The organism is Listeria grayi DSM 20601, assembly GCF_000148995.1.
Classification (GTDB): Bacteria; Bacillota; Bacilli; order Lactobacillales; family Listeriaceae; genus Listeria; species Listeria grayi.
On the sequence record NZ_GL538353.1, the window covers coordinates 305,089 to 325,643 of the forward strand.

The window sequence follows — 20,555 nt, forward strand, 5'->3', positions numbered from 1 at the left end:
AGCACCCCATGCTTAGTTTTTTTATACAATTGTAATTAATTTTAATATTTGTATTGTGCATTGTGAAAAAATAAGGGATAATGGTAACGTTCATATTCTTTGGATATGAGATCAATTTAGCGCTTATCAAAATGGGGGATAGGTGTCAAAAAAATAGGGGGAATAAAAATGAAAAAGGTAAAATTGCTAGTTGCATTTGCATCGCTATCTATACTTTTGCTAGTTCTAGCAGCATGTGGTAACGATCGTGTAGAACCAAAGAAAGCGGCTGAGCAAACAGTCGAAGCAATGTTGTATGGTAAAAATACAGACAACATGGAAAAAATCTATGGTAAATCAAACGGAGATTTTGACACAGAATTTGAAAAATCTTTTATCGATGGCTTTAAATCACAATCCGGTGCAACTGGGGAAGAAGCTGATAAAGAAATCCGCAAATTCTACAAAGCTTTCCAAAAACGTAACCGTGAAGTAACATCTTTCACTACTAAAGTGACAGATAACGACAAAGAAAAACCAGTTGTGGAGATCAAAGCAAAAGGTCTTAACATGAAAGACGTTGCAACCAACCTTCAAAAAGCTGTCATGAAAGAAGCACAAAAAGATCCTTCTATTGCGACTGACCGTGTGAAAATCATCAAATTATACACAAACGAAATCAAAAAAGCGAAAGCAGTGGATACTCCTGCTACAGTCGAAATGAAATTTGAAGTAAATAAAGATAACAAGAAATGGAAAATCGCAAACCAAAACGATTTTATCCAACAAATCGGTACAGCATTCGTTGCTGGCGGAATTTAACCGAGAGAACCCCGCTGCTTAAACAGGCAGCGGGGTTTTTTTGTGCCAAAAAATGCCTTGATCCTATCTACATGAGTAGGATCAAGGCATTTTAGAATACGTATAACTCGAAATAAATACACCGATTTCATATAGAATAATCAATGGCAATGTGATCAATAAGTGTGACATCAATTCCGGTGGCGAAATCAAAGCAGCCAGAATAAGGAGAATAAAATAGGCATATTTCCTTACTTTACGTAGGAACTGTGGAGTAATGAGATGCAGCCTGGTCAAGAACATGATGACGACAGGTAATTGAAATAAAAATCCAAAGGCTGTTACCATTTTCAGTAAAAACTGAAGGTAAGTGGCGAGACCTATCGTATTTTCCACGGCGATGCGCGCTGAAAACTCAAACATAAAGGTGATGATAAATGGACAGATCACGAGGTAAGAAAAACCGGCTCCGATCAGAAACAAACAGAAGATAAGCGGAATATACCGCAATGTCATTTTCTGCTCCCGTGGATGCAGTCCAGGCTTGATGAACAGCCACAGTTGGAGCAGCACGATCGGAAGTGCCAGTATCAAACCAATCACAAAAGCGATATCCATATAAATCTGAAAGGCATCAGTTACTTTAAAAATGTGAAAAGTGATGGCTTTAGGTAGATTGTCATGCTGCAGAAATACGAGGACTGGCCGTGCAAATAAGAGACCAATCAAAAATGTGCCGAAAAGGCTGAGGATACAAATGATCAACCGGGCGCGCAGTTCTCGAATATGGCCTCCGAGCGGCATTTCTTCTTCAGTCATTCTTGTCGGTAGGCTCTTTTTTAGTTGTGTCGTCAATCAACCCTTTAGTGGCGTTTTTGAATTCTCTTAACGTATCACCGGCAGCTTTTCCAAGTTCCGGCAACTTTTTCGGACCAAAAATGACGAGAGCGGCACCAACGATGAAAATTATACTTCCAGGACCAATAGCCAATTTTACCCACTCCTTAATTGAAAATGATTATCATTATCGTGATAATTTTATGCTACTTTAGGTAGGATGTCAATACGTTTAAAAAAGATTGACAATTTTCTAAAAAGAGCATATGATATTGATAATCATTATCAATTAAAGGAGGCTAATACTTTGAGAAAGCAGAGAGCAACTGGGTTTATGCTCTTGTTGATGACTGTTTGCCTGCTGCTTTTCTCGGCACCGGTCCAAGCGAGTGAATCCTCGCCGACTACTAAAGAAGTCAGCACAAGCCTTACTGCTATCAGCAAAGATGTGAAGGCCAAACAGTTTGAAAAAGCTGAAGAACGTTTCATGCAAGTCAAACGCTGGTGGAGTCAGAATAAACAGAAAGTCAAACAAAAGTCCTATGAACTGGCAGGAGATATCGATCATGGCATTGCCGAAGTATCGCTAAGACTTTTGAACCAAGAACAGAAGAAAGCTCTCGCCGCGACGGACCAATTAAGGATCTTTATCCAAAATTACGAAAGCGGTGCCTTTACGGACAACAATGGAAAGACGACCATTACACTGCAGACATACATAGTAAAGCTGAAACAAACGCAAGCACTTGTGCAGAAAAAGCAATACCCAGAAGCAAGCATCCAAATTCAGGATCTGACAACACAATGGCTTTCGGTAGAAGGAGAAGTAGTCAGTCAATCGCAGGCTGCGTATGATAATGCGGAACGCGATCTGATGCTTTTGGGTGCTGCTATCAATAATCCAGAGCAGCAAGCATCGACAGGTAAAATCTTAAATCGAATGATCATCAGCTTGGAACCACTTGCCGATGTTTCCTATACATGGTTCGATGCAGCACTGATCCCGTTTCGAGAAGGGTTGGAGGCGCTGCTTATCATCGCTACCTTACTGACGTTCACCAAACGGACAAAATCACGCTCCGCTAGCCGCTGGGTAGTTGGTGGAACAGTCGCCGGATTGCTGGCAAGTCTTGGATTAGGATTGATCGTCGCCTTCTGGCTTTCGACCGTTGCATTCGGGAACAATAACAATCTGATCAACGGCTGGGCAGGATTGATCGCCAGTATCATGATGCTGTATGTCAGTTATTGGCTGCACCGCAATTCGGACATCAAAAAATGGAACACTTTTTTGCAAACTAAAAGTGAACAAGCGATTTCGGGTGGAAAGAAGATCTCCTTCGCCGTGCTGGCATTTTTAGCAATTCTTCGTGAGGGATTAGAAACAGTCGTTTTTTTGATCGGAATGGCTGGTCGGATGACGATGGAAGAATTGATACTGGGAATCGTTGTCGGTCTTGGCGTGCTGGTATTGATCGCCTTTTTCATCTTGAAATTCAGTAATTATCTGCCAATGAAGCCATTTTTCATGGCTTCCAGCGCAGTGGTCTTTTATCTCTGCTTCAAATTCATGGGTTCCGGGATACACAGCTTGCAACTGGCGGGCGTAGTGCCATCGATTGTACAGGATTACCTGCCTTCCGTTCCGGCACTGAGCATTTATCCATCTTGGTATAGCTTTTTACCGCAACTAGTACTCGTTATTTTTGGAGTTAGCACAATGATTTATATGCAAATACACAAACGAAAGGGAGTTAAGTAAATGAAAAAATGGAGTGTCATTTTTCTAACCGTTTTTACCGCCGTATTATTAGTCGCGTGTGGCAATCAAACCAGCAGCAAAGAGGAAACAAAGAAAGAGCCAGCAAAGGAAAGTAAACAAGCAAACGCTGTGAAAAAAGAAGTAGCAAACATGCAAAAAGAACTAAAAGAAGTTACCGCCGCAGCTGAAAAGGAAGACAAAGGGAATTTCCAAGCGACTGCCAATACGATGCACAAACATTGGCTAGCATTTGAAAATAACGTTCGTGATCTTTATCCGCTACAATACACAGATGTGGAAAAATATGAAACACCGATCTTCTATGCATCTAAAAACTCGAAACCAGATTATAACGAAGTGAAAACGAATACGACTGGCTTAGAAAAAGCACTAGATGTCCTTTCCAAAGCTAAAGAAAACAAAGCGAAATCTTCAGAAGTACTGAAACAAGCAGTGAAAAAATACCAAGCTTACGTGGTTGATCAAACCGATCAATTTGTGACTGCTACTGAAACTTTCGCCAAAGCAGTCAAAGCCGGCGATATCAAAAAAGCCAAAGCAGCATATTCAGCGCCGCGGGTCTATTATGAACGCATTGAACCGATCGCAGAAAGCTTCGGCGATCTTGATCCTAAATTAGATGCACGTATCAACGACGTAGATAATGAGAAAGATTGGACGGGTTACCATGTCATTGAACGCGCCCTTTGGGAGAAAAAATCGTTGGCCGGTATGGATAAATATGCCGATCAATTAGTCAAAGATGCTAAATCCCTTCAAAAAGAAGTCGCAAAACTAAAATTGGAACCAAAACCAATGGTGGCGGGAGCAATGGAATTATTAAACGAAGCAGCAACGACCAAGATCACCGGGGAAGAAGAAGCCTATTCACACACTGACCTAGTGGACTTGAATGCCAACGTAGAAGGTTCAAAAGTAGTTTACCAAGCAATCGTTCCTGCACTTACGGCCCAAGATAAAAAACTAGCAGATGATATCGATGCGGCATTCAATAAAATGGAAGACACGCTTGCAGCCTATCGTGAAGGCGACAGCTTTGTGAATTATAAAAAGCTTTCTAAAAAGCAGATCCGTGAAATCAGCAATGAATTAAGTCACTTATCCGAATTGATGGCAAAAACAGGGAAAATCTTTTAAAAATTGGAGTTTGAGGTAGATGAAAAACACGAACGATCAAGACAAGTCAAATCAAATACCTGATAAGAAAGGCATGACAAGGCGGGAAATGCTGAAGCTATCTGCAGTTGCAGGAACCGGCATCGCGATCGGCGCAAGCGGGATTGGTACATTTCTCTCAATGGCAGATCATACCTATCAAGCCGTGAACAAAAACAAAAAGAAAATCGACGCGGTTGATTTTTATGGGAAGCATCAAGCAGGAATTATCACATCGCAGCAAACATATGGTTACTTGGCGAGCTTTGATATCGAAGTTTCCAGCAGAAAAAAGGTCATAGATCTTTTTCAAACATGGACTCGTTTCGCCGATTTGACTTCGCAAGGCGGGCATTTGCAAAATGATGATAACGATATGCTGCCGCCTGCGGATACTGGCGAAGCACTCGGATTAGGCGCTGCCAAGCTGACCTTTACGATCGGCTACGGTCCGACCTTCTTTGAAAAAGACGGCAAAGACCGCTTTGGCATCAAGCATAAACGTCCACATTATTTAAAACAGATCCCACATATGGCGCACGACAGTTTGAAGGAGGAATATTGTGATGGTGATATCTGTGTACAAGTTTGCGCAGACGATCAGCAAGTTGCCTTCCACGGTATCCGTAACTTTATCCGTCTGGCCTCGGGGATAGCAACGATCCGCTGGCTGGAAGAAGGGTTCCTGCGGGCGCCGAAAGAAGTAACCCCGCGCAATCTGTTTGGTTTTAAAGATGGTACGGCCAATCAAGATCATGCGACGAAATCCGGCTTTCAAAAAGTAGTTTGGGCAGAAAAAAGCGAACCAGAATGGATGCAAGGCGGTAGCTATCTTGGTTATCGAAAGATCCAAATGCTCTTAGAAATCTGGGATCGTTCTTCCTTGATGGATCAAGAAGACACATTCGGTCGTAAAAAACACAGTGGAGCAGCCTATGGTGAAAAAGGAGAATTCGAGAAAGTCGATCCTAAAAAACTACCAACGGATTCACATGTTCGTCTAGCAAAAGAAACCAACCAACAAATGCAGCGACGCGCTTATTCCTACACAGCCGGCGTAGACAATCGAACCGGTAATTTAGATGCCGGCCTGCTGTTCATCTGTTTTACGCAAAACCCCGACAAACAATTTTTGCCAATGCTGAAAATCATGGGGAAAATGGATAAACTCAATGAATATACGATCCCGATCGGCAGTGCACTCTTTGCCTGTCAAGGCGGACTTGAGCCGGGAGAATATTTTGGTGAAAAGATTTTTCGTGATTAAACCTCTCTTTTAGAGAGGTTTTTTTTGCGATCAAGTTACGATTTTTTGATATATATCATAAAAATCTTATATATAAGTGTATGCGCTTTCTATATAATGGACACATCACACAGAAAGAAGGGATAACATGGTAAAACGATTAATGAGCTGTCAAACAAGTGACTTTGAAAAAATGACAGCGGAAGATTTAAAACAAGCAGTAAAAGCAAATGATGGGAGAACGATTTTAGCAGAATGCTTAGGCGCGATCTCTTCTCCATATTCCCGCTCCCTAACAAACGCAGAAGTTGCAAAGTCAGTCGGCGCGGATCTAATCCTGCTTAACGGCTTCAATGCGTTTCGCCCACTCATCATGGGTCTTCCCGGTGTTACGCTCAATGAAGTATTGATTGACCGTTCTTATACCAAATACGATGCCCCGTTGAAAAAACTCAAAGAATTAGTCGGTCGTCCGATCGGCGTAAACTTGGAACCAATCGACTTGGAAGCCGCCATGAATAATGAACGTAACCAAGTATCATTAGGACAAACCTGTACCAAGGAAACACTCGAAAAAGCGGAAGCTGCGGGTGCAGACTTTATCTGTTTGACAGGTAATCCTGGTTCTGGCGTGACAACGAAATCGATCGCTGCATCGATCCGTATCAGCAAGCAGCATTTCTCCGGTCTGATATTTGCCGGGAAAATGCACAGTTCGGGATCAGCAGAACCAGTGGTAACGCAAGCGGCTGTAGAAGCTTATGCCAAAGCAGGAGTAGATGTGCTGCTCTTACCGTCGATCGGCACAGTTCCAGGGTTTTCAGAAGAGGATATGAAGCAAGCAGTCGATTATGCCAAGGCAAAGGGAATCTTGACAATGAGTACGATTGGCACGAGTCAAGAAACGTCTTCCAATAATGCTATTGAACAAATTGCCCTGAAAAATAAAATCGCTGGAGTGGATATCCAACATATTGGCGATGCGGGAATGTTTGGTTCAGCCCCAGTAGAAGCGATCTTCGCTTTATCTTCGGCGATTCGTGGGAAGAAACATACCATTAATATAATCGCAAGGTCGATCAAACGTTAGGAGTGTTGCGAAATGTCGTATTATGTTGGAATTGATATCGGTGGAACATATGTGAAATACGGCGTCATTGATAATCTGGGAAAGCTCGTCGAAAGTGGGAAAATACCTACTCGATATGAGTCGGAAGCGCTACTCACAGACTTGAAAAAAATCACAAAGACATATCAGCAGACTTACTCGATCATCGGCGTCGGGGTCAGCACCCCGGGAATCATCAACGACGAGGGATATATGCAGACAGCAGGAGCAATCAAAGGCTTTATCGGTATTCAGTTAGCAGATCTGCTTAGCACCGAATTAGGTTTGCCTGTCCATGTAGAATCAGACGGAAAAGCAGCCGCCGCAGCAGAAAAATGGATCGGGAATGCCAAACATGAAGCAAATTTTGTTTGTCTGACGCTTGGAACTGCTGTGGGCGGAGCGATCTATATCAATCATCAATTATATCGCGGTCTGGGAGGATTAGCCGGAGAATTTGGGTTAAGCCTAGTCGGACGTAGCAAATCGTATAAGGAAGAAGCAGCCGCAAGATACAGCGGAGTCGTTGCTGGTCTATGCCGTAATTATAGTATAAAAGTGCAGGAACGTGTTCTAGAAGCGGAAGAGATCTTTCGCCGCCGAGATAACGGTGATAAAATCGCAGCTGACTGCATTGCAGAATTTTATCATGATGTAGCGCTCTTAGTGGTCAATGTAGCGGTAACTGTAGCTCCGGATGTGATCCTGATCGGTGGCGGAATCAGCGCAAATGAAGCAGTGATCGAAGCGATCCAATCTGCATATCAAGAGATCTGTCAGTCATATTCGACCCTGGGCTTGATCCAAATGCCGCGCCTACTACCATGTTCCCTTCATAATCATGCTGGCATGATCGGCGCGGTTTACCTGTTGAAACAAGCGCACTCATAAATACTGGAAGTGCTGCATCCGAAATTGTTTTGGCGTTAAAGTAGTCGCTTTTTTGAAATGCTGGGTAAAATGGCTTTGACTCGCAAAGCAGAGCAGCGTACTAATTTCTTGATAACTATGATCGGTGAATAGCAGTAGCTCTTTCGCTTCTTCTGTTTTTCTCGCTAAAATATAATGCTTGATCGTTTCACCGACTTCCTGCTTGAATTGATGTGATAAATAAGCCGGCGTCCGATTAGTGACTATCGCTAATTCCTGCAGCGTGATTTTTTCGTATAGATGCGCATCGATATAGGAGATCGTCTGATTGATAAAGCCAGAATAATTAGCATAAGGTTGACCGTGGATCAGATCCATAAATTCAAATGTCGCATAGTGCATATACGAAGCACATTCTGCCGGCGCGCGGATATAATCAAGTCCGCGTATCAAAGAATCCGAAAGACTGAAGGCGGAATCCAGCGGAACGCCGCAATCGATTGCGGTCCGCGTCACTAGAGTCACAAGTGATGAAAATTTCAATCGTAGTCCTTCCAAGTCATTTACAGATAAATGGACGACATAGGTATCGCTCGCTTTTTTAAAGAGCCATTCAATTTTATCACGTTTATTGCGCTTGATATAATCGATAAAACGTAATTCAAACTGATAAGAATCACGAGTTGCTTCTTGGCTGCGACGGTCAAAAAGAAAATCCTTCCACAATTTTTTCGGCTGCGTCTGCTGTGGATCAGCGGCAATATGTGAAATCGAAATATCTTTTTCCGTTAAAGAAGCATCCATAGTGAGCTGATAAATCATTTGTACAAATTCCAAAAATTCTTTTTCCGATTCTGTTGCCAAATATTTGGTCAATAGCAGTCGTTTTCCATGAAACTCGATAATGGATTCACTCATATCACCGAGGACCAGTGTAGGACCAATCAAGATATAAAACTGCTGACCGGCAAAACGATATGGAAAAGTAGCATGAAGAAATTTATAGTTATTGGTGAGGACCATTTTGGCTCCGTTGGGGATCTGTCTATCTAAAAAAGGCCGTAGTAACTCAGTAAAAGTCGTTTTCTGGAAAAGCGGATTAGCCGCTTCATCAAAGATTTGAATCGGGATATGGGTTCGTTTATAAAGGGTTTTATAAATATTAGTCAATCGTTCTAAATCCATGGTTACCTCCGAATATTCGTTTTTTGACACAAATAGAAAAAATTTGATATAAAGCTAGTTTCTTTCACTATATAATAAAATCAGTTAAAAATAAAGCGCTTACTTTTAGGAGGGATCCTGTGAAAAAAGAGAAATTAGAAGCACTTTTCCAAACATTGACATTAGAAGAAAAAATCGGGCAGGTCGTACAAGTCAGTGGGAATGTATATATGGAGGATAAGCAAACAATTGATACAGGGCCACTGCAGGATATCGGCTTTCATTCAGACTTTCAATTAGATTTGATCGGTTCGGTCTACAATGTAAATGATTGGCGGCAGATCAAAAAGATCCAAACAGAATATTTGCATAAGCATCCCAAAAAGATTCCGCTGCTGATCATGGCAGATGTGATCTATGGTTTCCGAACGATCAACCCGATCCCCTTAGCCCAAGCCGGTTCATTCGATTTTGAACTGATCCAAAAGGGTGCCACAGAAACAGCGAAAGAGTCTTATCGCAACGGCTTGCATGTGCTTTTCTCGCCAATGCTCGATCTGGTACGTGATCCGCGATGGGGACGCGTGATGGAATCACCTGGCGAAGATGTTTACGTGGCATCCCAATATGCGAACAGCATAGTCACCGGCTATCAAGGCGAGTTAAACGAAGAAAAAACCATTGAGGAAGACCATGTCGCAGCAGGGATCAAACATTTTGCAGCATATGGCGCTCCTGAAGCAGGGAGAGAGTATAATTCAGTGGACATGTCGCTACTGAAATTACGGCAAACCTATCTGCCACCGTATGAAGCAGCTTTAAAGGCAAATGCCAAGCTGGTAATGACAGCATTCAATCTGCTGAATGGCATTCCCGCTACAGCAAATAAATTTCTAAATCGAAAGATCCTTCGAGAAGAAAACAATTTCGATGGTGTTTTGATCTCTGATTTCGCTGCCATCGAAGAACTCGTCGACCACGGCTATGCGAAAGATAAGCAAACGGCGGCGCAAAAAGCGTTAGAAGCCGGTGTGGATATCGACATGATGACAAGCTGTTATGCCAATGAGCTGCAGTCGCTGATCGAATCCGATCAATTACCAATGGAATTATTGGATGAAGCGGTTCGACGGATTTTAGTATTAAAAAATGAACTAGGCCTATTTGAAAATCCATATCGTGGTTTGGAAGCAGAAACTGCGGGTGAGATCTTGACCGCTACTGCCAAACAAACGGCGATAGAATTAGTAGAAAAAAGCAGTGTCTTATTAAAAAACGACCAGCAGCTGCCACTTGAAAAGCCTGAAAAACTAGCGGTGATCGGCCCATATGGCACATCAAAATTGACATTGGGATTTTGGGCTTCGGTCACTGGCAGTCCGCTTGACACGATTTCCTTAGCAGAAGGTCTGCAGCAGCATTTTCCAAACCAGCAGCTGCTCTTATCCAAGGGCTACAATCTCTTTGATGATTATGAAGCTTTCGGCCCGCTAAAAGAGGCTGTCATACAGCTCAATGGACCAATCGATGCTGAAAACGAACTTGTACAGGAAGCGGTTGAAAAGGCAAAACAAGCAGATAAAATTTTATTTACGTTTGGTGAAAACTTCATGGAGAGCGGGGAAGGCGCCTCAAAAGCGCATTTGGATCTGCCGGAAAAACAACTGCATCTGTTGCGGGAACTTAAAAAAACAGGAAAACCGATCGTAGGTATTTTATATACAGGTCGTCCACTTGTGCTAACGGAAGTAGCGACGCTTTTCGACAGTCTCTTGCTCGTCTGGTACCCGGGAACGATGGGCGGGATCGGTATCAGCAATCTTCTTACAGGGAAAGCAAATCCATCCGGACGTTTGGCGATGACCTTTCCACGTGCAGAAGGACAGATCCCGATTTATTATGCCCATCACTCAACAGGTCGTCCAATGGGAACAAGCAATCAGCAGCCGCGCTTTACTTCCCGCTATACCGATGAAGCAAACGAGCCACTATATCCATTTGGCTATGGCCTGTCCTATAGTAGCTTTCAAATAACGACTGACAGTGCTGCGGTTCACTGCCGAGCTGGTGATACATTTAGCTTTAAGCTGGCTATCCAGAATACCAGCCAAGTAGACGGCGAAGAAGTGATCCAATTTTATATCCAAGCAGCTGCATCTGAAATTGTCCGTCCTGTTCAAGAACTGGTCGGGAGTAAACGAATTTTTGTCCGTGCCAAGAGCGTAGAAGAAGTAGAAATAGAAGTGGATAGTAATTCACTAGGGTATGTAAATGAATCAGGAGAACACGTGTTAGAAAAAGGGAGCTATCGCTATTTGATCGCGACAAGCTCAGATAATGTCCATAAAAGTATTTCCATCGTGATAGAATAAAGGAGGAATAGAAATGGCTAATTTAGAAACACTATTGAACAAAACATTGATGCCCCTTGCTGAGAAGGTACAGCGCAATAAAATACTTGGGAGTTTGATGGAAGGTTTCATTCGAGCGAGTCCAATCACGATCGGGGTCGCACTTATCACGATCGTCGGCAATTTCCCGATCAATGCCTGGATCGCTTGGCTCAAACAAGTGGGACTGACAGAACACATCAACGCGATCACAAATGGTGCTACGGGTGTCTTATCTTTATATGTGATCTACAGTTTAGCAATGTCTTACGCCAAACGTTTGGAAGTGAATCAGCGCAATGCCGCTATTATCTCATTAGCATTTTTTATAATGATCATGCCGCAAACAGTGGCTTCCGTTGTGACACAAGCCGGAAAACAAGTTCCGACAAATATCGGTGCATTGCGTTTAGACTATTTAGGTGGTCAAGGGATATTCATCGGGATGCTCGTGGCGCTGATAGTAACGCGATTGTATGCTTACCTGAACACGAAAAATCTAGTTATCAAATTGCCAAGCAGCGTGCCTCCAATGGTAACACAATCGTTAGCGCCGGTATTTGTTGTAACGATCATTTTTATTGTTGCCTTTGCGATCCGCGTTTTATTCAGTTTTACTAAATCAGGAAATATATTTGACTTCTTTGTCAATACGATCAATGCACCACTTAATTTATTAGTTGCAAGCCCGCTGTCAATCATCATCATTATGTCGCTACTTAGTCTACTTTGGTTCTTTGGAATCCACAATGCTGTGCTGCAAGGACCGCTTAGTGCTATTACACTTACGATGATCTCAACTAACATTGCTGCCTATCAAAATGGACAACCGCTTCCCTATTTAGTGCCTTCCATCGTTGCCGGTGGAATCATGGCCTCTAATTTCCTCGGGATCGTGACGATTTTTATGTTCAAAGCTAAATCAGCAAAAATGAAGCAGCTCGCAAAACTGTCCTTTGTCCCATCTCTATTTGGAATCACGGAACCGATCATGTTCGGGATGCCGATCATCTTGAATCCGATTTTCTTTATCCCTCAGATTTTACCGCCGATCATCAGTGGCTTCCTTTCATGGGGACTTGTCCGTACGATTTTACCCGTTAATTTGAATCCGACCACATCGCTTATGCCGTGGACAACGCCAGTTTTTGTTAAAACACCATTAGCCGGTGGAATCAATTACACGATTATTATGCTGATATGTTTTGCAGTAACGGCACTTATTTGGTATCCTTTTATCAAAATCGCTGATAAAAAGGAATATCAATTAGAAATGGAAAGTAAAGCAGAGACAGAAATGGAAACGGCAGCAGAAATCGAAGCAGAAAATGCACAAGCATAACAGTTAACAGGGAAGCCTGAGAAATGCCAAAGATCAAGGGCAAATGAATCAGCATTACCACCGAAAGAAAAGAGGAATTAAAATGGCATTGTTAGAAGTGAGTTTTTTCTCTAATCAGCTTGGCATGAACATGACGATGAACGTGATCTTGCCACAGCAAGAGCAAAATCAAATCGGTATCGAAAGCAGTCCAACACTAAAAGATATTCCCGTTGTGTATCTCTTGCATGGGATGAGCGACGATCAATCCATTTGGTTGCGGAGGACTTCGATCGAGCGCTATGCAGCGGAATACGGCTTTGCGGTGATTATGCCGACGACTCATTTGGGCTGGTATACCAATACAATGTATGGTTTGCGCTATTGGGACTTTATCGCTAAAGAACTACCGGCGATCTGTCATGGTTTTTTTCCGCAGTTATCGACTAAAAAGACACGCACTTTCGCAGCAGGATTATCAATGGGCGGTTACGGTGCATTTAAACTCGGTTTGCGAGAGCCTGAAAGCTTTCAAGCAGTAGCCTCTTTATCCGGCGCTCTTGGTATCGCAAATGAAGCGAACTTTTATGATGGAAACGAAGCATTCTGGAAGGGAGTATTTGGCGAATTCCATGAATTGCAGCACTCCGAGAACGATCTTTTTTACCTAGCAAAAACAGCTGCAGATAATAGAGTTCCTCTCCCGAAATTCTATCTTTGGTGTGGTGAAGAAGATTTTCTATACCAGCAAAACAAAGCTTTTGAAACCTTAGGAAATGAGCTAGGAGTTGACCTTACTTCCTCCTATTCGGAAGGTGATCACAATTGGCATTACTGGGATAAGGAGATCCAGCCGATTCTAAAATGGTTCCATTCCCTGATGAATTAAATGAATCAAAGCCTGTTCCATAAACGATATGGAACAGGCTTTTTGTTAAGCAATCAGGAACGAAACAATAATTTTCGTTTGAGGAAACGCAGTCGGATTTTTAATTGCCGAACAGCTTTTTCTAGCCATTTCTTTTCTATTTGATAGAGCAGCCTTACTAAGCGGGAAGAGCGCGCCAGCGAAAGTCGCATATTGGTTGTCTGCACAGCGATAGGACGTCCAGCCAATTTAGGTAGACAATCTCGTAGCCGGATACAGGGGGCATATTCTTCTTCTTTTGCATGCAACCGGACAGAATCTTTTAGTGGCGCAAAATTTTCAATAATATAACTGTTTTTATAGGCAGATGTACGGAAATAATCGATCGCAAAGTCAAATAAACTACGCTCGAGTGCGTCTTCATCCAGAAGTGGGAGCTGGTAAAAGTCTGCGATGAATTCTGGCAGAAGCGCTTGGATGCCGTTGTGGAGTCCAGCCGTATTTTCCTTGTAATCGATCACTGGCCGAGCGATCGTTTTATCCCATTGATAGGCAGTGATACTGTGATAAGGCACAGTGGCAAAGATAGCCTCGACAAAAACAAGCGAAGTTAGATTGGGATTGAAATTATGCCGGATCGATAGCCCGTGGCTTGGATAAATACTCCGTGCATAGTAGAAAACGGTTTGGATTGGTTTCCCGAAAGCATCTGCCAACAAGCGATTGAAACAATCCTGTGTATAGCCGCGGCCCCAATATTCAATGAAAACAAATTTTTCATCAGGATTGATTTCTTGCTGAAAATATTGATTGATACAAATTCGTTTCTCTTTGGCATAAGCCAGCAGAAAATCTCGGTAATGACTCGAATTTTTTGCTGCATAGATAATTTCTTGTTTTTCCGTTAATGTGATATTTGTACAAGCCTTTAAATGATTCAGCTCAGGGAAGAGACGGTCGAATGTTTCTTCATTTACGCAAAGTGCTTCAAGTACGCTATCAAAATCTGTCAAAGCTTCAAAATTTCCAAATGGAGAAAAGAACTCTTCGTCGATCTCCTCCACAAAAGAGGGAATACGCCATGCTTTACGCGACCCATACAGATATTTTGTACGAAGTGGATATTTTTTAAGCGCGATCAGCGTATCGGCGATCAATTTTAAATAATGTCCATCTCTGGATAGGAAATAAACTGTTTCGGTACCTTGTTGCAAGGCATGCTTTAAGGCCCAATGGACATAAGGAACGAAGTACATGCTGACAAAGGCATAGATATAATAATCACTGGAATGGCGGGCCTTCGTACGATAATTTGCAAATAATCCAGCTGTTAAATAGCCATCATAATGTGGAATACGGTTGACGAGCGCTCGCTCATATTGTTCGAACTTTTGTCGTGGACAGAAAACAGTTTCGATTCCGAGTGATTGTGCCATTTTGATATCTGCATGCTGATTATCGCCGTGATGAATCCACTTTTCAAAGCGGTAATCCAAGCTTTCGAAGACACGTAGATATAATTTTTTTGTCGACTTTTGCTCTCCAGTTGTTGATGAGAGGAAAAGCGGTAATTCAGCTAATTCCGGATGTACTTTTCGCAATAGCTGTTTCATAAATGTTTCCGGCAAGTACATATCACTGATAAGCACCACTGTTTCGCCACGTTGCTTTAGTTCCAGACATGCAGCAATCTGTTCTGGAATCCCCTCAATAGTCTGAAGCTCTCCTTCTAATTCCAATTCCATCAAATAATCTGTTTGCTCTGTCGTCAAATCATACAGAGTTTGGAGTCTAGCGAAGATTTCTTCCAGTTGGATCTCAAGCAGATCAGAGCCGCGTAATGAAGTCGATTTGCGGTAGTAATCGCGCAGTTGTGCCTCGGCCTGTCTGCGGATACGCTGGTAATTATCACGAAAATAGCCAGGGAATTCCAGCGGACTGTTCTGCAGTTTATCCTGAACATAATAAAAAACACCAAGCGGTTCCAATGTTTTCCTCCGTAGCAATGTATCAAAAATATCGAAACTATAGAGCGTTGGGAAAGTTGTATTCTTAATTTGAAAGCACTGGGTTGCGGTAATGATTTTTTCGCAGTTATCAGGCCGATCATATTCCCAAAATAATGTTTCGAGGCGATCGATATCTGTCTGCACACCTGCTCTTACTACCGGTGCTTCTAAGGCAAGTAACATTGTCTCAAAGTCATAACAGAGCGTGCCAAAGGTCATATCTAAATAATCAAAGGCAAAATCTCGCATGGTGTCAGATTCCTTGTAATCAAATATGTAACGAATAAAGCTTTTAACTCCAGAAGCCAATAAATCATAGAAAATTGATGAATAATCCACAATAGCAATATCCACCTGGTTGAATATCTCATAAATATCCTGCTGATTATCCCAAAAAAGTAGGTTAGGATGATTGCTATAATTGGCTTGTAGCTGCTGATAGATTGGGTCTTGCGCCATTAGCGGATGAATCTTAAAAATAAAAAGCGCATTTTGTTTTTGCAATAAGGCAAGCAAAGAGGCTATATCCGGGATGGCTTTCCCAAAAAAATTCGTTAACGAACGATCGCGATAGGTGGGTGCATACAAAATTATTTTGGCATCATCCGGCAGCCCTTTGCTTGCTTTAATCGCATGTGAATAGGTAGTGAGATCACTTTCTCTTGAATTAGCGGGATAGCCGGCACGAATCAAATTTTCGTCAGGAATGGCTATCTGTTCTTGAAAATGTTTTTCCATAAGCGGCGAAGTCACTAAAAAGAGTTGGTTATTTTGATACACAGAATAATAACGGATATGCTTTTGATAGATCCGCTGCCTTAACTCACCAAATTTCACACCACGTTCGATCGTTTTGCAACCGACACCATGCCATAGATTCAATATTTTGATAGTAGACGGGAAAGAAATGGGGAGATGCTCTTTCACTTGATCGACAACAAAAACATCCGCTTGTCTTTTCCATTTCTCCCCCTGTAAAGAACGAAAAGTAGCCGCAGGATGGCCTAATTTCCGAATTTTTTTCACTAAATCTTGTTGATCGCAAATCCAATAAGCCTCAATATCTGGACGATGGACCCGAATATAGAGGAATAGCCATTTTGGATTTCCAGAAAATGTAGAACCACTGTTGAACAGCCATATTTCTTTTGTTGCTTTCTTTGCTAAGTTTTTCTCCAAAGTAATCAGCTCTCCTTGCAGTTAGTAGTGCTTCTTTTATACAGCTAGTATTGTGAAAATATAAAATTCGTGCTTTATTATAGCATATAAAAGCGCTGTGACGGTGCCAGATAAGAGAAAAGATGATAACTAGGTAAAAATTCACAAATCGGCTATGAAAAGTGTTTTTATGAGTATATATAGAGCCAAAAAAACTAAATTTAAAGTAAAAACCGAAAAGTTGTTTTATCCAATCGAGTCAAAACAAAAAAAGCACCAACACTTTATGAACGTGTTGGCGCTTTTTTCTCTTCATCGTGCAGTGAAACTTGTTTTAGCATGATATTTCTTGCCTTTATATTTAGAAACGACATCGATTTTGACTTTGAATCCTTTAGTCGAACGGCTGATGCGGACTTTTTTAGGAGTACCGACTTTGCCTTTATAAATAGTATCTTTGGTTTTATAGTGGAAGGTTGCTTTATAACTTGCTTTTTTTGGTAATCCTTTGGTGTATAAAATAATGGTACTGTATTGTTTCGGTTTTTTATTGCTCACCGAAGCAGTCAGTTTATAATGCGTAGCAGCATCGGCTGGAACGGCATTGATACCAAAAAGCAGAAAACTAGCTAAAATTATAGAAAATCCCTTTTTTAACAATCTAAACAGCTCCTTTTTGCTTTTAGTATACACAATTTGTTTGAAATAAGATAGAAAAAATAAAAAAAGAATGCGTTTAAAGAGATCAAGGATATTTAAGAACTCTGGAAAAGAGTTGCAATTGACTCCTTATATGATATATAATGACGGTAGAAAAGTTAATGTTATCAAAACACAAAAACACCCCAATGTTGTGCGCATTAGGGTGTTTTTACTTGTGTTAGATCGGTCGCCTACATTACTCACTGCTTCGATGATCTAACCAATGCTTGAAAAGTGCGATTGCACAACCAGCAATGATCGGAGCAATGATGCTAGAAAAAGTCAATGCCATCAAATACACCTCCTTCTGCGATTTTAAATCGTCAGAAAGGTAGACGACGCACTGATTATAACATGTGGTCTAGCTGGGCAGTATGTTTTTGGCGAACTTTGTATTTTGAAGGCGATTTTGGATAAATGGAGGAGTTTGATATATAAAAAAGCTGCTAATTTTGAGATTAGCAGCTTTTTCTTCTTACATAAATTGAATTAATTGCATCAAAACTGGGACAACAATGATAAATAATACAGTACTTGATACTACTAAATTGGTAGCGTATTTGACATCGCCGTTGGATTCATTTGCTAAGATCGGAAGCACCGCTAACATGGGTGTAGCGGATTGAACGATCAGTGTTTGGTTCAATAGTTTTGGTAATTCAGCTCCGAAGCCGTGTGCGCCGATCAAGATCATGATGATGAGCAATACTGGCGACAAGACAAATCGACCAATCAAGGCGAGCACGGTATCGCGTTCAAAACGGATACTGGATAAACCGGCATCATACAGCACTGTCCCGATATAGATCAGTGAAAGTGGGGTAACGATGCTGCCGACATAGCCGAGTGTGGAGTCGATAAAGCCGGGGACTGGAATGCTAAAGAGCAAGAAAATCAACCCGACGATAAAACCGACGAGTGGTGCCGGCAAGAGTTTCTTCCAATTAAATTTGCGTTTTTCACTGTTTTTATCTCGGGTGGGATCATCGTTTTGGATCAAGAAAACGCCGAATGCCCACGTTGAAACAGTGTTGATAATGTAGTAGACCAAGAAGAAGGGTAGGCTTTTTTCACCAAATAACGCGATATTAAGTGGAAGCCCGATAAAGATAGTATTTGCATTAACAACGGCATTCATGAAAATGCCTCGTCTTCCAGGTCTGATCTTCAAGATTTTCACTAGCAAATAGGCGATCAGATAACCAAGGACAACAGAAACAGCTGGATAGATCAGACTTCCTGATAACTCCATTAAACTGTCGCGTGTCAGATATTTCAACACAGACACGAAGATAGATGCTGGCAGTGCGACTTTAGTGATCAAAGCGGAAATACTTTTACCAAAATTATCGTCGAACCATTTGAACTTTTTCAGAAAATAACCGAGTGCCATCATTAAGATGATCGTGATGACACTTTGGATGGATTGGAAAAAAACCACAACAAAGACTTCCTTTCTTTTTTATCCCGTTTTATTTATAAGTGGGTTCCCACATAATACTTTCTACTGCTTGAGTCGCATCAGCGATTTCTTTTGTTGCTACACCATCAGCGATCGCAGCTTCAACCACAGCAATGGCTACAAGTTTTGAGGCTTCGCGTACATATTTGACGTGCGGTAGAATAGCAGCACCTCGCTTGTCTAGATCTTGAAGAGAGACGATTCCATTTGCTGCGCTGGAAAGCATTTTTTCGGTTACTTGGCTTGCTTTGGCAGCAACGATCCCGAGTCCAAGTCCGGGATATAAAAGGGCATTGTTTGCTTGGCCGATCTTGTAAGTGACGCCTTTATATTCTACGGGTTCAGAAGGGCTTCCTGTCACGACAAGCGCTTGGCCATCGGACCATTTGATGATGTCACTTGCTTTTGCTTCACAAAGTTTCGTTGGATTGGAAATCGGCAAAATAGCAGGACGTTCGTTGTAGCTTGCCATCTTTTTGACAATGCTCTCAGTGAAGGAACCCGGTTGTCCAGAAGTACCGATCAATACAGAAGGCTTGACTGCTTCGATTGTTTCTTCTAATGTCGGCAATGCTTTTTCAAATTCTGAGGAAGCTCTAGCATAGCGTTTTTGTCCTTCCGTCAAATCATCCATATCTTCTGTTATCAAGCCATAGCGGTCGACGAGATAAAAGCGTTTGTAAGCATCTTCTTCGCTTAAACCGGCTAGTTCCATTTCTTTTCGGATCTGGTCGGCAACCCCGATTCCAGCAGTACCAGCACCGAAGATAACATACCGGTGATCTTGGATCGCTTTTGCTGAGACTTCGGCAGCAGCATGCATAGCAGCTGCCATCATGACACCAGTACCTTGGATATCATCATTGAAAGTAGTCAAATCATTTTTATATTTTTCCAAGATAACACTAGCATTGCTGCGTCCGAAATCTTCCCAGTGGAATAAAACATCTGGGAATAAGTTTTCTGCTTCTTTGATAAAGGCATCAATATAATCCAAGTATTCTTGGCCAGTTTTACGGGCGTGGCGATTACCAAGGTAATTCGGATCATCTAGTAATTCTTGACGGTTTGTTCCATTGTCGATGACGATTGGCAAAACGTGACGCGGATTAAGTCCAGAAGCAACGGTGTAGACTGCAAGTTTTCCGACTGAGATCATAACGCCATTGATGCCCCAGTCGCCGATTCCAAGCACTCCCTCACCATCTGTGATCACTAGTAGATCGATTTGTTCTAAATCACTAGTGGCATTTTGAAGAGATGCCTTAATTGTTTCCGGATGATTGACATCCAAGAAAACAGCATCGTTTGGCACTTTGTAATCGTGCGAATATTTCATGACACTGTCAGCGATCGTTGGTGTGTAGATTACTGGGAGAAGTTCCACTAAGTGTGCACTGACAATTGCGTAAAATAGTGTCCGATTGGTGTTGTAAATGTTCATTAAATATTGATTCTTTTTATAATTATCTTCTATTTTGGAAAGGCTTCCATATTCCAAGTCGATTTGTTCCTCTAATGTCCGAACTTTCGTAGGTAAAAGTCCTTCTAATTGATATCGCGTGCGTTCTTCCTCTGTAAAAGCAGTTCCCTTATTGTAGAAAGGGTGATTCAATAAAGATTTTCCTTTCAAACTTTCCATGATAAAATGCCCCATTTCATTTTAATTGATACTTCTATTGTAGAAGCGAAATGGGACAAA

The 20,555-nt window shown here is 41.8% G+C and carries 17 protein-coding genes; 9 read left to right on the forward strand and 8 right to left on the reverse strand.

Going from position 1 to position 20,555, the window contains the following annotated elements; all coding sequences use genetic code 11:
* Positions 1-168 precede the first annotated feature (168 nt).
* Entirely contained in the window at positions 169-801 is a 633-nt protein-coding gene (locus HMPREF0556_RS08935) for a DUF5105 domain-containing protein (RefSeq protein WP_003757805.1), read from the forward strand.
* A gap of 81 nt (positions 802-882) precedes the next feature.
* Here the strand turns inward: HMPREF0556_RS08935 and tatC are convergent, their stop codons facing one another.
* Positions 883-1,599 (reverse strand): twin-arginine translocase subunit TatC, encoded by a 717-nt coding sequence (gene tatC / locus HMPREF0556_RS08940; RefSeq protein WP_003757807.1) that lies wholly within the window; start codon positions 1,597-1,599, stop codon positions 883-885.
* Complete coding sequence (locus tag HMPREF0556_RS08945) at positions 1,592-1,771, reverse strand: twin-arginine translocase TatA/TatE family subunit (protein ID WP_003757809.1); 180 nt, start codon at positions 1,769-1,771, stop codon at positions 1,592-1,594. Before HMPREF0556_RS08945 ends, tatC begins: the two co-directional genes overlap by 8 nt.
* Before the next feature lie 180 nt (positions 1,772-1,951).
* Here HMPREF0556_RS08945 and HMPREF0556_RS08950 point away from each other — a divergent pair, with 180 nt between their 5' ends.
* The 5 genes from HMPREF0556_RS08950 to HMPREF0556_RS08970 all read left to right on the forward strand — a co-directional run bounded on the left by HMPREF0556_RS08950 (position 1,952) and on the right by HMPREF0556_RS08970 (position 7,800).
* Positions 1,952-3,379 (forward strand): FTR1 family iron permease, encoded by a 1,428-nt coding sequence (locus HMPREF0556_RS08950; protein WP_040486842.1) that lies wholly within the window; start codon positions 1,952-1,954, stop codon positions 3,377-3,379.
* On the forward strand, positions 3,380-4,537 hold the full coding sequence (gene efeO, locus HMPREF0556_RS08955) for an iron uptake system protein EfeO (RefSeq protein ID WP_003757812.1): 1,158 nt from the start codon (positions 3,380-3,382) through the stop codon (positions 4,535-4,537). It abuts the gene before it with no gap.
* A gap of 19 nt (positions 4,538-4,556) precedes the next feature.
* Positions 4,557-5,822, forward strand: coding sequence for an iron uptake transporter deferrochelatase/peroxidase subunit (gene efeB, locus HMPREF0556_RS08960; RefSeq protein WP_003757813.1), 1,266 nt, complete (start codon positions 4,557-4,559; stop codon positions 5,820-5,822).
* Between the two features lie 127 nt (positions 5,823-5,949).
* Positions 5,950-6,891, forward strand: coding sequence for a DUF7916 family protein (locus tag HMPREF0556_RS08965; RefSeq protein ID WP_003757816.1), 942 nt, complete (start codon positions 5,950-5,952; stop codon positions 6,889-6,891).
* Positions 6,892-6,903: 12 nt separating this feature from the next.
* Complete coding sequence (locus HMPREF0556_RS08970; RefSeq protein ID WP_003757818.1) at positions 6,904-7,800, forward strand: ROK family protein; 897 nt, start codon at positions 6,904-6,906, stop codon at positions 7,798-7,800.
* Here HMPREF0556_RS08970 and HMPREF0556_RS08975 read toward each other — a convergent pair.
* Positions 7,795-8,964 carry a helix-turn-helix domain-containing protein gene (locus HMPREF0556_RS08975; protein WP_003757820.1) on the reverse strand — a complete coding sequence of 390 codons (1,170 nt, stop codon included), beginning with the start codon at positions 8,962-8,964 and terminating at the stop codon, positions 7,795-7,797. The genes HMPREF0556_RS08970 and HMPREF0556_RS08975 overlap by 6 nt on opposite strands.
* A 119-nt stretch (positions 8,965-9,083) precedes the next feature.
* Between HMPREF0556_RS08975 and HMPREF0556_RS08980 the strand changes: the two genes are divergently transcribed.
* The 3 genes from HMPREF0556_RS08980 (at position 9,084) to HMPREF0556_RS08990 (ending at position 13,543) form a co-directional block, all read left to right on the forward strand.
* Positions 9,084-11,315, forward strand: a complete 2,232-nt coding sequence (locus HMPREF0556_RS08980) for a glycoside hydrolase family 3 N-terminal domain-containing protein (protein ID WP_003757821.1) — start codon at positions 9,084-9,086, stop codon at positions 11,313-11,315.
* A 13-nt stretch (positions 11,316-11,328) separates the two neighbouring features.
* Positions 11,329-12,675, forward strand: a complete 1,347-nt coding sequence (locus HMPREF0556_RS08985; protein WP_003757823.1) for a PTS sugar transporter subunit IIC — start codon at positions 11,329-11,331, stop codon at positions 12,673-12,675.
* A gap of 82 nt (positions 12,676-12,757) precedes the next feature.
* Positions 12,758-13,543 (forward strand): alpha/beta hydrolase, encoded by a 786-nt coding sequence (locus HMPREF0556_RS08990; RefSeq protein ID WP_040486698.1) that lies wholly within the window; start codon positions 12,758-12,760, stop codon positions 13,541-13,543.
* Positions 13,544-13,596: 53 nt separating this feature from the next.
* Here HMPREF0556_RS08990 and HMPREF0556_RS08995 read toward each other — a convergent pair whose 3' ends face one another.
* From HMPREF0556_RS08995 to HMPREF0556_RS09010, 5 genes are all read right to left on the reverse strand, one after another.
* A complete protein-coding gene (locus HMPREF0556_RS08995) occupies positions 13,597-16,710 on the reverse strand; it encodes a CDP-glycerol glycerophosphotransferase family protein (RefSeq protein ID WP_003757827.1) in 3,114 nt (1,037 codons plus the stop codon).
* 291 nt (positions 16,711-17,001) lie between these two features.
* Complete coding sequence (locus tag HMPREF0556_RS09000) at positions 17,002-17,349, reverse strand: hypothetical protein (RefSeq protein WP_036103329.1); 348 nt, start codon at positions 17,347-17,349, stop codon at positions 17,002-17,004.
* Between the two features lie 238 nt (positions 17,350-17,587).
* Positions 17,588-17,683 (reverse strand): type I toxin-antitoxin system Fst family toxin, encoded by a 96-nt coding sequence (locus HMPREF0556_RS13325; RefSeq protein WP_115346255.1) that lies wholly within the window; start codon positions 17,681-17,683, stop codon positions 17,588-17,590.
* A gap of 183 nt (positions 17,684-17,866) precedes the next feature.
* A complete protein-coding gene (locus tag HMPREF0556_RS09005; RefSeq protein WP_003757833.1) occupies positions 17,867-18,832 on the reverse strand; it encodes an AEC family transporter in 966 nt (321 codons plus the stop codon).
* Positions 18,833-18,863: 31 nt separating this feature from the next.
* A complete protein-coding gene (locus HMPREF0556_RS09010; protein ID WP_040486699.1) occupies positions 18,864-20,495 on the reverse strand; it encodes an NAD-dependent malic enzyme in 1,632 nt (543 codons plus the stop codon).
* Positions 20,496-20,555 lie beyond the last annotated feature (60 nt).